Annotated in this window: 11 protein-coding genes and 1 pseudogene; 1 reads left to right on the top strand and 11 read right to left on the bottom strand. The window is 41.2% G+C overall.

Annotated features, from left to right (window positions below; translation table 11 throughout):
- Positions 1-280 precede the first annotated feature (280 nt).
- The gene (locus tag AC2VE5_RS06890) at positions 281-1723 is read left to right on the top strand and encodes a YcjF family protein (RefSeq protein WP_486887071.1); all 1443 of its coding nucleotides are present in this window, start codon (positions 281-283) and stop codon (positions 1721-1723) included.
- Positions 1724-1811: 88 nt separating this feature from the next.
- On the opposite strand, the gene AC2VE5_RS06885 is transcribed toward AC2VE5_RS06890, so the two are convergent.
- The 11 genes and pseudogenes from AC2VE5_RS06885 to AC2VE5_RS06835 form a co-directional block, all read right to left on the bottom strand.
- On the bottom strand, positions 1812-2525 hold the full coding sequence (locus AC2VE5_RS06885) for a DUF4336 domain-containing protein (RefSeq protein WP_486887027.1): 714 nt from the start codon (positions 2523-2525) through the stop codon (positions 1812-1814).
- 49 nt (positions 2526-2574) lie between these two features.
- Positions 2575-3087, bottom strand: a complete 513-nt coding sequence (locus AC2VE5_RS06880; RefSeq protein WP_486887026.1) for a GNAT family N-acetyltransferase — start codon at positions 3085-3087, stop codon at positions 2575-2577.
- 29 nt (positions 3088-3116) lie between these two features.
- Positions 3117-6088 (bottom strand): annotated as a pseudogene (locus tag AC2VE5_RS06875) (type I restriction endonuclease subunit R).
- A gap of 71 nt (positions 6089-6159) precedes the next feature.
- Positions 6160-6564: a type II toxin-antitoxin system VapC family toxin gene (locus tag AC2VE5_RS06870; protein ID WP_486887025.1), complete on the bottom strand. Its 405-nt coding sequence runs from the start codon at positions 6562-6564 to the stop codon at positions 6160-6162.
- Positions 6561-6806 (bottom strand): hypothetical protein, encoded by a 246-nt coding sequence (locus tag AC2VE5_RS06865; RefSeq protein ID WP_486887024.1) that lies wholly within the window; start codon positions 6804-6806, stop codon positions 6561-6563. The genes AC2VE5_RS06870 and AC2VE5_RS06865 overlap by 4 nt, the downstream gene beginning before the upstream one ends.
- A 51-nt stretch (positions 6807-6857) precedes the next feature.
- On the bottom strand, positions 6858-7409 hold the full coding sequence (locus AC2VE5_RS06860; protein ID WP_486887023.1) for a Uma2 family endonuclease: 552 nt from the start codon (positions 7407-7409) through the stop codon (positions 6858-6860).
- Positions 7410-7461: 52 nt separating this feature from the next.
- Positions 7462-8061 (bottom strand): Uma2 family endonuclease, encoded by a 600-nt coding sequence (locus AC2VE5_RS06855; protein WP_486887022.1) that lies wholly within the window; start codon positions 8059-8061, stop codon positions 7462-7464.
- Between the two features lie 50 nt (positions 8062-8111).
- Positions 8112-8369 carry a type II toxin-antitoxin system RelE family toxin gene (locus AC2VE5_RS06850; protein WP_486887021.1) on the bottom strand — a complete coding sequence of 86 codons (258 nt, stop codon included), beginning with the start codon at positions 8367-8369 and terminating at the stop codon, positions 8112-8114.
- Complete coding sequence (locus tag AC2VE5_RS06845) at positions 8366-8581, bottom strand: DUF2281 domain-containing protein (RefSeq protein ID WP_486887020.1); 216 nt, start codon at positions 8579-8581, stop codon at positions 8366-8368. Before AC2VE5_RS06845 ends, AC2VE5_RS06850 begins: the two co-directional genes overlap by 4 nt.
- A gap of 84 nt (positions 8582-8665) precedes the next feature.
- The gene (locus tag AC2VE5_RS06840) at positions 8666-9961 is read right to left on the bottom strand and encodes a restriction endonuclease subunit S (RefSeq protein WP_486887019.1); all 1296 of its coding nucleotides are present in this window, start codon (positions 9959-9961) and stop codon (positions 8666-8668) included.
- Entirely contained in the window at positions 9961-12297 is a 2337-nt protein-coding gene (locus tag AC2VE5_RS06835; RefSeq protein ID WP_486887018.1) for a type I restriction-modification system subunit M, read from the bottom strand. The genes AC2VE5_RS06840 and AC2VE5_RS06835 overlap by 1 nt, the downstream gene beginning before the upstream one ends.
- Positions 12298-12411: the final 114 nt, after the last annotated feature.

Here is a 12411-nt window from a genome sequence, read left to right as displayed (position 1 = left end):
AAGTAGATAACAGCGACCTAATCGTTTTCAGTTTGATAAATTAGAGCGATGTTTTTTATTTGATAGTTCTGGCAACTACACTGACCAGGATAGACGCTATTTTCTGAAGCCTCATCTATCTTGGGGATCATCAACTACGAAAGTATTTTTAGCGATCCCCAAAAGTCAGCATAAAAACTTTCAGTTCCATTAATAAATGCCTAGGCATGGGCAGCAAGTGCCGCTCTTTAGTAGCATAGGGAAGGCAAGTAGAGCAAAAAAAGTTGGACGGCGTAGCTTTATGTTAGAGGAAGTATTAATGCCTAAATTGCGGCGACCGATTTTGGTAGGTGGAGTTGGTTTATCTTTGGCGCTGTGGCTGTTGCAAAGCTTTAATAGCTCAATGGGACAATGGAGCGAATTGGGCTTATTTGGGGTGATCGCTCTTTGTATTTGTCTATGGTTATCTCAACAAAATAAATTAAAAAAAGCTCAATTAGTCGATAATTCACCTCCAAGTCGGCAAAAAGCGGAAATAGTAATTGCAAATACTAATAATGCAATTAACCAATTGCAAACTGAGTCCGAAAATCATATTGCGTTACCACTGCTACAAGCGCAATTTACAAAAATAAATAATGAGTTAGAAAGGCAGTATCTAAATATAGCTATTACAGGTGGCAAGGCAGTAGGTAAAACAACGCTACTAAAAGCATTATCTGGTTGGGAAAATACAGGCGATAAATCTGTAAATTTCCAAGAAACTAAGCCTTTATTTACACCAGAAAACAATACCTTGCTAGAGGCAAATTATGCCGACTTAGTAATATTTGTTACCAGTGGAGACTTGACCGATTCCCAGTGGCAAATATGGCAGCAAATGGCAGTCAAAAATCAACGGACAATATTAGCTTTTAATAAGCAAGACCAATACCTAAGCGAAGCACGATCAACGGTACTGCATTCATTGCAACAAAAAGTTGCCGATGTAGTTGCAATGAATGCAAATCCAAATCAAGTCAAAGTCCGCCAGCATCAAAGCGATGGTTCGGTGCGCGAATGGTTAGACAAACCCGCCGCCGATATCAGCCAACTAAGCGATTATTTGCAGCAAGTGGTAATCAAAGAAGGACAAGAATTAATTTGGGCGACAACTATTAGACAGGCAACGAGTTTGCAACTAGAAGCAAAAACTGCTCTAAACCAAGTAAGACACCAAAAAGCTACTCCGATTATTGAGCAATATCAGTGGATAGCTGCCGCCGCCGCTTTTGCTAACCCCGTTCCAGTTTTGGATTTGTTGGAAACCGCCGCAATTAATGCTCAATTGGTAGTGGAATTAGGCAATATTTACCAACAAAAGTTTTCACTCCAGCAAGCACAAACCGTAGCCGGAACAATGGGGAGCTTGATGTTGAAGCTGGGACTCGTCGAATTATCTACAAAAGCGATCGCTACTTTATTGAAAAGCAATGCCATCACTTTTGTCGCTGGTGGTGCATTACAGGGAATTAGCGCAGCTTATCTGACTCGCGTTGCTGGACTAAGTTTGATTGAGTATTTCCAAAGTCAAGAAGTAGCTGTAAATGCTGAGACTGGCTTAAATCTAGATAAATTTGGGCAAACCTTACAAAAGGTATTTCAGCAAAACCAACAAGTCGCTCTATTGCAATCTTTTGTCCAGCAAGGAGTAAGTCGTTTATTACCAGAATCTCAGGTTAAAGCTGACGGTAGCGCCTCTTAGTTTAAGTGGTTTAGAAATTGCCAGAGATATATTTAGTCGGCTTAAGCCGACTTTAGCTTATTAGCCTGGGGTTTTAACCCTAGGCGGGCTAGTTAATAGATTGACCTAAAAAGCTTTCATACCCTGCTTTAAACTTTTGCTTTCCCTGATTTTCGATAATACTACCGTGAGCCATAATTACTCGCTCAAAATCCCAATCAAGAATTTTTTGCACTGCTAATTTAATCTTTGCTTTTTCCGTGGTTGCAACTTTTTCTAGCAAGGATGGACTAAAAGATTTGTATCCGCCAATGACTCTCGCGGCAAATTGAGTAACTAAAGGAAAGCTATCATCAAAGTGAAATGCAATGTCTGTAAGAATCAAGGTGCGGCTTTTTGGGTGAAAGAAAACCCACTCATTTATTAAGTCAATGCCTTTGAAGCCAAGAGTTTTAAAGCCATCAAACAACACGCAACGAAGCTCAGTAGGAAAATTATCTACATTACTATCAATTTTGCGATCGATGGGAAGTTCTGGTTTTTTGACTTCCAAGCCTGGAGTAGCCCAAAATGTTGCTTTTGGGTAGAGGGCTTTGAAATCTGCTGCAAATAGATAGTGATAAAGGTTTGGGGCAATAATGTGCGAGACTGTGCCAAGCTCGTCAAGCTGACGGATAGTTGCGCTATCGATTTGAATTGGCGAAATAACGGCTATTTCTAGGTTTTTTAGCCGAATAACCGTCATTCTTGTACCAACACCCAAGCCAAAATACTTAAATGGGGCTTCTGCAACCCAAATATCAGGAGCAATTTCTTTAAGCATATTTAAACTATATAGATGTGATCGCGATCTCTAAAACATCAATCAATTATTACTTCTCGATCTTGAAGAACAATATAGGATTACCGTCAACGATCTTTTCTTCTACTTGTTTCATCCCAATTCTTTGAGCAACTTTTTGAGATTCTAGGTTTGGCTTGTTGCAGCTTGCTAACAGATATTGATAGCCAAGCTCGTTAAAAAAATACTCCAATAGGCGGTTAGATGCTTCGGTAGCGTAGCCTTTTTTGGTTGCTTGGGGTAGCAAAGCATAAGCCAACTGGGGTTGCTTTTCGGCAAAGAAATACCACAAACCAGCAAACCCAATAATTTTTTGTTCGCCCTTAGTCTCAATAAACCACAGCCCAAACTTTTGTTCATTAAAGAGCTTTTGACTTTCTAGTAGCATTTCTTCAACCTGTTGGCGAGAAAAAATGAGATCGTCGCACAAATACTTTCTCACGTAGGGATCTATGAAAATATTGTGCAAGATATCAAGTTGGCTATTTAAGATTGGTTGCAGTAATAAGCGCTGAGATTCTAATCTTAGTTCTTGAAAGTGCATAAGGATACAGCCTTATTGGAAATTGACACTTAAGCAAGCAACTGATTTAGTTGTTCTGGAGTGCTACGAATTAGTAATTGCATGATACCTGCATCAAAAGTTCGCTTAAAATCGGGGTCGGAAGCATAACGTTTATAAAGGTCAAGTTCTCGCTTTCGTTCTTGGCTAACAGCTTGTTGGATTAACTGCTCTAAAGCAATGCGGCGGTTTTGTTCGTCTTGATTATCAACTACTTGGGTTTGATAATTGGGATTATTGACAACGTGCTGGGCAATGTTAATAAATTTAACTCTTTGCTCTTGGGGTGTGGCATCCCAACCAGAAAAAAAGCGATCGTTAAAGGCGGCGATAATTTCACTCAGGGAATCGCTTTGGGGCGCATCGCCGCGATAGCCTCGCAGATTGGAGTTTTGGGGGTCGATTTGCGCTTCTGTTGATTCAAGAGTGATCGCATAATTAAGATGCACTCGTTCTAAACCATAGGTAGATAAATCGATACTTTCGAGCAATTCGTCAATTTGGTCTACGGCGGGATCTCTAACGTATAGTTTGGGGATGAGGAATTTCAAAAACCAGTACAATTTCTCCCAATTCAAATTGTTGTAAAGAATTATACAAGCAACTTGACCGTAGATTTTGACAAACTGTTTAGCCTTAATTTTGAAGTCAATCTTATCTTCATTTTCTAACTCTAATTCTTGATTGAATCTCGCCGCCGCTACGTCTATATAATGGGCTAAGTTGGTCTGCGGGGACTTTGTTAAAAAATAGCTCGTTAAACTGTTGAATTTCTTGGCTTTCGTAAACCCCCACAATTGCCAAAGCTTCTCGCAAATCGTGCAGGACGTTGACATCGGTAGGTTCGCTTAAAGATGTGGAGGTGTAAAAATCATCAAAAGCGTGTCGGATATCATCAACGGTGTTGAAAAAGTCAAGCACAAAAGTATCGACTTTGCCCATTTTGTTGTTGCAACGATTGAGGCGCGATAGAGACTGTACGGCTAGAACAGATTGCAGCTTTTTGTCTACATACATAGTGTGCAAAAGCGGTTCGTCAAACCCGGTGAGAAACTTGTTAGCAACTATTAAAATTTTGCAATCATCGGCTTTAAATTGCTGGGGGATATCTTTACTAGGAAAGCCGTTGAGGGTGTCTTCGGTGTATTCGATGCCATTTACAGTTTTTTTGCCAGAAAAAGCAACGATCGCTTTAAAGGGTGAATTTTCGCGTTTTAAGGTTTTGCAAATGGCGAAATAGTAGCCAATAGCCGCTTCAATGTTGCGAGTGACGACCATTACTTTAGCTTGTCCTTTGAGCTTTCTGGGCTTGTAGACTTGCTCTAAAAAGTGATTTACCATGATTGTCGGCTTTGGTAGCGATCGTCTCTTTATGCCCTTCTACATAGGCTCTCAGCTTCTTTTGAGCTTTGGCTGTATCGAATAGGGGATTGTCTTCGACAGATTTTTGAATCTCGTAGTAGCTGCGGTAGGTGGTATAGTTTGCCAGCACATCCAGAATAAAACCTTCTTCGATCGCTTGTTTCATCGAATAGAGATGAAATGGTACAAATTTTCCATCGGCGTTTTGCTGTCCAAATTTCTCTAGGGTGGTGTTTTTGGGGGTAGCGGTGAAGGCAAAATAAGAGGCGTTTTTACCTAGTTTGCGCCCTTCCATTGCTTTAAGAATTTTGTCTTGGATGTCGTCTTCGATTTCTTCGTCATCGTTACTTAAAGCCGCGTTCATTTTGTCCGCCGCTTGACCGCTTTGGGAGGAGTGCGCCTCGTCGATAATGATGGCAAAATTGCGATCTCGTAAATCTTCTACACCATTGACAATAAAGGGGAATTTTTGAATAGTTGTAATAATAATCCGCTTACCTGTTTCTAGCGCGGTTTTGAGTTCTTGAGCATTATCTGTATGGGTAATAATATTTTTAATTTCCGAGAAACCTTTGATGTTGTCGCGGATTTGTTTATCAAGGTTGGTGCGATCTGTTACTACAACTACCGAATCAAACAGGGGGTAATCGCTCCCTGGTGCGTATAGCTCGATTAGTTGGTAAGCTGTCCAGGTAATAGAATTAGATTTGCCCGACCCGGCGGAGTGTTGAATTAGATAGGTGTGTCCTACGCCATTTTTTTGAGCATGAGTTAGCAGTTGGCGGACTATATCGAGTTGGTGATAGCGGGGAAAGTAGAGAGATTTTTGCTGAAGGGGGGTTTTGCTATCTTGGGGAGCTAAAATCGCTAAGTGTTCGATGATATTTGTAAAACTGCGACGGGTGAGAGTATCTTCCCAAAAATAGGCGGTTTTGTGTCCGTTTGGGTTGGGGGGGTTGCCTTTACCAAAGTTAAAACCTTTGTTGAAGGGTAGAAAGTAGGTATTGTTTTTGTCTAGTTTGGTTGTCATCCATACTTCATCGGTATCTACGGCAAAGTGGACGACGCACCGCGCAAACTGGAGGAGGGTTTCGGCGGGATCTCGGTCAGTTTTATACTGTTCTCTAGCGTGGTAGACCGTTTGACCCGACCAAGGGTTTTTTAATTCTATAGTGGCGATCGCAATTCCATTGATAAATAGCACCATATCAATAGACAGCATGGGATTACTTTTTGAGTAATGCACCTGGCGAGTGACAGAAAATATATTGCGATCGAAGTTCTCTAAAACCTTGGGATTTGCGTCGTTGTAGGGGAGGCTATAAAGCAAGGTCAGATGAGCGTCATCAATTTCTAGTCCCTTTTTCAATACTGAAAGAATGCCACCAGTTTTGATTTTACGGTCTAGCCGCTCTAAAATAAGTCTTTGCCAGTTGGGGCGATCTTTGAGCTTTTCTAATTCTTCTTTTTGGGTTGTTTCCAGAAATCGCCAAAACTTGGCGCTATCAATGGCAAATTCGCGCTCGAAGTCCGCACCGTTGCCTTTTTCGTAGCGAGAATGGTCTATTAGAGAGGTTTCGATGCAATTTTCTAGCGCCTGCTCGTTAGTTTGGCTAACCATTTTAGTTCCTGCAAATAGGATATTTTTTTAAATGCTTTGATATCTAGTTGTTCAATTCATCCTAGTTTGGCTTACCAAATGGTTTGAATAACTGACAGCGCTCTGATTTTGCAACCTTTCGTAACCAAAGGTAAATTGAGGCAAAGTGCTGTTGCGGCAATAATGCGATCGCCCATTTCAGGAACAGTTAGGCGAGGAATTTTAGCTAAAGACTCAGCTACCAACAGATCCATTGGCGCAACAACTAAACCAACATTAGGATCGGTTAGAGCCTGTAAAAGTTGTTCTAGGGCTATTTCAGGAATTTTATTTTTTTCAACTAGGTATGTTATTTCTACCACTGAAATTGCTGATATATAAATTGCATAACCATTATTAATTGCGCCATTGAGAGCCAATACGGCATCCGGTGATAACTTCTTAGAGTTTTGCAAATACCAAATAATTGTATGAGTATCAGCAACTACCGCACTCATGATTCAATATCCGTTGAGAAATCCCACATTTCCTGTCTAGCTTCGGTAATTTCTTCCTCTGTAATCTCGATAGGTAAGTTTGCCCAAAGTCCTTTTAAGCTATTAGGAGGATGAATGTTTATTTCTTGGGGTTTTTGGAGATTTCTTTTAAACTGCAAAAAATCAACAAACTGAATTACGGCTTCTTGTTCTTCTGGAAGTAAGGTTTCTAACTTTTGAAACAGTTGCTCTTTGACCGTCATAATTGCTCTATTACTCCGCTTTTAAAATCTGTGCTGCATATACATCGCATTTTATTTTTGATTCATCAGTCGTTGCACCGGAATTTCTACATCGGGAAAGGCAAAAGGCGACACTACACCAGTTTTGAAGGTTCGCTCGGTGGTGTAACGATCGCTTTCTAAGTCTCGAAAAACTATAAGCTCTTTACCCGTAAGGTTTACTACCCAATATTCAATAATACCCGCTTCGCTATAGGTGGCTTTTTTTTCGTTTAAGTCTTTGTCAAGTGTGGTGCTTGAGAACTCAATCAGCCAAAAAATATTGCTGGGATAGGGATGGTGTTTTAGATAAACCGATCCTAGAGGTTGAGCGATCGCTAAATCTGGGATAGGTTCAGATTGGTTGGGTAAGGTGATGGGGTGCGCCTCGCGGACTTTGGCGCGATCGCCTAATAATGCCCGTAAATAATCCCCAACTTCGCTATTGTAGTAGGCGTGGGACTCTCCTTCGGGGGGCATAACTATAATATCTCCGCGCAATAGTTCGACGGGCTGATCGTCAAATAGTCCCAATGCGATCGCCTGATGGTAACGTTCTATTGTCCATTTATAAGCGGTAATCATAGTTATTTAGCCTTAAAACGCAATAGAGCAACGGTGGGATGGTAACTATTATTTAATTGGGCTTCAGGGCTTTGCGAAAGGTGGTTGCGGCTTCTAATCGAGACGTTTGGGCAATTAATACGCAACGGGTAAGTAAATCTAGATCGAGGGTTGCAAGTTCTGAAATCTCGCTGCGGGAAATCTTTTCGTAGCAATTATCTCGCAAATGATAAAGGCTAAATAGCCCGTCTTGCCATAACCATACTTCAGGGACATTAAGCGCTTGATATCGCTGGAGTTTTTTGGAACTACCGCTATTAAAAATTACTTCGATTACTAAATCGGGGGTTGGCTTTGATGTCCCAAAACAGTAAGATTCATCCGCCTCGGCTGAGACTTCCCCTTCTCGCTCTTGCGTCATAGAACCTGTAGGATCAAATTCGATTGCCATTTCTAAACAGAACAATTCGATCAACATCCCAATGATGGTTTTAAAAAATTCGTGTTCGCGTCCCGGCATAATAATTTCGATTTCGCCGTTGTAGTAGGATAGTCTGACCCCTGGCGACTCGGCAAAACCTGCTTGAATTAGCTTAAAATGTTGCCAGGTAATACCCCCATAAACGAGGCGCTGATCGGTAGAGAGATAATTGAGAAGGGGAGTTTGGGTCATCGTCAGACCTCATAATTGGGCTGGATCGCACTTTTAATTTTAAGACTTTTTTAGCGGTAGACATCTCCGCGATGTCCAACCTTAACCACAGCAATTAAGAGCGTTTGATCTTGAATTTCATAAATAATGCGGTAGTCTCCTACACGAATGCGATATAAACTTTCTGCACCTTGCATTTTGAGTGCGCCGGGAGGACGTGGATTTTCTGTTAGTTGTTCGAGGCGTTCAACGATCGCTAATTGCACAGACTGAATTAGTTTTTTAATTTGACGTTTGGCGGCTGGAGTAATCTCAACTTTATAGGTCATAACCCAAGTTCTTGTTTTAAATCAGCAAGAGACGTTGTACCGTACTGCTTTGCTTCTTCTATTGCAGTACGAGCGGCTTCTAAATCGGCTTGGGTTTCTAATTCTTCTCGGTCTTGTTTTGCTTTGAGAAAACGTAAAAAATCAAGTACCTCGTCTAGTATGGGTTCTGGGGTTTGTTCAATTTCTTGGAGTAGCAAATATTTTGTATTCATTGTCCTTTGACCTTGATTGATTTGATATTTGTATTCTGAGCCAAAAGTAACTACCTACGGAAACTCAAACGATCGCAAAGTTCCTTAAACTTTTATTTTTCCGGTTACGGCTTCCGCTATATAAACTTGCTTCAACTCTTGAAAAATAGATATTTCCTGTAGGGCTGTATCTATTGCTTCTAAATAAGATTTTATGACTTTCGATAGCCATTTACTAATTTTTATCTGCTCATCTAATGGCGGAAGTGGCAACCGATGACTAGCTAGAATTGCTAGATAAATACTTGGCTGCGCCGTTTGTGAAACATTTTCTTCAACAAAGTATTTAAAAATGTGGCTTTCCGTATAGTCAATGAAATACTCTTGAGCAAGCTGATTAGGTTTACATCGAACGTAGCCAACATGGCGTGTAAAAGACAAAGGCATATGCTCACGAGCAACGAGAGCAGCAAACCCGATTGAGCCAACTAAAGTGACTAATACATCTCCCACTTCTGGCTTAACTCTGGGATGACCTAACTTATAAGCATTTTCTGAAATATACGTCGCTTTATCTATAGCTATTTTTCGATTGCGAATATGTTGTGTGGATATAAAATTAATTCCTTCGTCATGCTTTGCTGGGGTAATATGCAGCCCATCTTTGATAACTTCACAGCAGTATTTAAGTTGGGACAATTTCCAATGAGTAGGCATCTCGCCTAACCACTCAATACCACGATCGCACATAGGAACATTTGGATCTAAACCTCTGGTAACAGCTTGATTAATCAGAATAGCTTTTTGTTCTTGTAGGAGTTCGATGAGGCGCTGTTTTTGGGCGATCGCTTGGTCAATTTCGGCGGTTTTGCGATCGAGAAATTCAACAATTTTTTTTTGTTCTTCGATAGGAGGGACAGGGGAGCGTATGCCAAAAAAGTTATCATTTTTAATAACTTTTCTCAATCCTGTGTATAGGGGTTGTAGACGTTTATCAATATCGAGTGAAAGATAATAGTAATAAAGGTAACGGCTATTAACATCATCAACGCACTCGATTACTGTATAAGCTCCTGTAATCATTCCTTTTTGATTTGCATGACCAACAGTCCGAGGGGTTTCCTCAATATCAAAGAGGCAAAATATTAGATCGTTAGGAGCAACAATTTTGTATGTATTAAATTCCGCAGGAAATTTACCCTGTGGATTTTCCATGTTTCTTGCTATAACGCCCTGCAATGTAAGAGATAGCAACGTAAACTCGTTAGACTTTTTCCCAACAGAGTCTTTTTTTTCTTTAAAAATAAATTTATTTTTTCGCAAATCCCAATGGCTAGGGATTTCGCCTAACCACTCAACCCCACTATTCTTATAACTCTCATACTTGGGAAAATCTACCATTACTCAACCTCCCCAAAACTCACCAACCGCTTTAGCAGTCCTTCTGTCTCTTGTTCCAACGTCAATATTTCCGCCGTTACTTCCTCAAGACTTCGCAAAGACTTGTGTTGATAGAAATATTTATTAAAGCTAATCTCATAGCCAATCTGGGTTTTGTCTAACGCCATCCACGCATCATCTACATGGGGGCGCACCTCCCGGACAAAGTAATCATAAATATTATCTTTCAACGGCACATTTTCAGTGTCTCTTAATTCGCTGTCTGACTCGTACTCAATCCATTGTCCCGGCTTCTTCCCTGTCCAGTAGCCAAAGTCTTGCAAGCGCTCCTCACTGGTGTCTAATTCCAGCAACAAATCGCTCAACGCCTCATCTTTTAACTTGTGAACCTTCTTAACTACCTTTTCCGCCTGATCGTCGCGCCAACTCACCGCACTCATAAGCTGGTTTTTCTCACTAGCTGAAAGCTTAATAGCCAGCTTTTTAATAGCCGCCTCTACTTTTAGCGAAAACTCGTTAAAATCCAGCCACAGCCCTTGTCCTACTTCGCTCATGAGCTTTTCACCCACCGCCATTAGTTCGCGCTGCGTTTCCCAAGTTTTCACCGCCAACAGCATAGCTCTTTGTTTCTGATTGAGTTCAATTCCCTCTTGCTCCAAATAAGCCTCAACACTGGGTTGATGCGCCGCCAAGTCCCTATAAATTGCCTCCCCCCATTGCTCGTACATCCACTCCATCACCTCTCGCAAAATTGATACAAACCGCAGCCCCGCTAACCTTTCGGGTGTAAACTGAGCCGCCAAGCGCAACGGACGCTCAATAGTAACTTTGTAGTAGCCAAAATCGTTATTATCAAACACCTTAGAAGTACCTTGGTTAGGCATCTCCAAATAAAGGTGAGTAATTTTGTCAATATGTTCGGCAGAAAACTCGCAATTTTTCGCCCCCAAATTCTTCCGCAACTTCAGGTATTGTGACGACGCATCGATTAGTTGCACTTTACCCCGACGATGAGGAGCTTTATTATTCGACAGAATCCAAATATAGGTAGTAATTCCCGTGTTATAAAACATATTATTAGGCAACTGGGCGATCGCCTCCAAATAATCATTTTCAATAATGTAGCGGCGAATATTGCTTTCTCCGCTCCCTGCATCCCCAGTAAACAGCGACGAACCATTATGAACCGATGCAATCCGAGTTCCCGAAGGACTATCTTGTAATGGTTTCATCTTGCTAACCATATCCATCAAAAATAGCAATTGCCCATCCGACGAACGCGGCGTTGCTGCAACCGTCTCATCAATTCCTTTAAAGTTTTTTAGAACCACCTGAAAGCGCGGGTCAAGCACTTCTTTACCATCAAAGATAAATTTCTGCTCTGACTTGTAAGACTTGCCGTAAGGCGGGTTTGACAGCATAAAATCAAACTTCGTTCCCGCAAACTCATCAGTAGACAAAGTTGAACCGAATTTAATCTTCTCTGGGTCATTTCCCTTAATCATCATGTCCGACTTACAAATCGCGTAAGTTTCGCCATTTACCTCTTTCCCATAAAGATAAACCGCCGCCTGAGAACGAATCCCCCCTTCGGGATTAGTAATAAAGTCTTGAGACTCCGTAAGCATACCCCCAGACCCGCAAGCCCCATTGTATATAGCAATTACCGCAGGCAACTTATCTTTTACAGGCATAAATAGTACGTGAGTCATTAATTTAATAACTTCACGGGGGGTAAAATGTTCTCCGGCTTCCTCGTTATTTTCTTCGTTAAACTTGCGAATCAATTCTTCAAACACATAACCCATACCCAAATTGCTCAAACCGGGCAATCTGCGCCCTTCTGGATCTAGCGCGTCATTGGGACTGAGATTAATATAAGGAGAAGTAAATTTTTCCAGCACATCTAACAACACATCTGCCTGCACCATGCGCCTTATTTGGCTTCGCAGGTCAAATTTGCTAATAATTTCCTTAACGTTGTCGCTAAACCCATCTAAATAGGCGCTGAAATTGGCATCAAGAATTTGACGGTTATTTGTGGCGGTTTTAACCAGTTTTTTTAAAGTCCAATCTGAAGTATTGTAAAACACATATCTTGAAGCATCCCGTAAACCGATAGGTTCTAGAGTTGTAAAGCCTGCTTCCTCGCGCTGAAAGCGGACTTCTTCGATCACCGCATCCTTAGTTGTTTCTAGCAAGCAATCTAGCCGCCGCAATACAAACATCGGTAAAATCACATCTCGGTACTTACCACGCACATAGACATCGCGCAGACAGTCATCAGCAATTGACCAGATAAAGGAAACAATTTTATTTTGCAGTGCTTGATCCATTAGGTAGTTACTAAAATAATTTGTTAATTGCAATCGCCTAACACATAGATTATTCCCAAAATGAGTAGCTTAGTTAGGTGCGGCTAAATACTTGACGCGCGATCGCATCTCAAA

This window comes from Aliterella sp. E5.1, from assembly GCF_057473825.1.
This window is presented reverse-complemented; position numbering and strand designations above follow the sequence as displayed.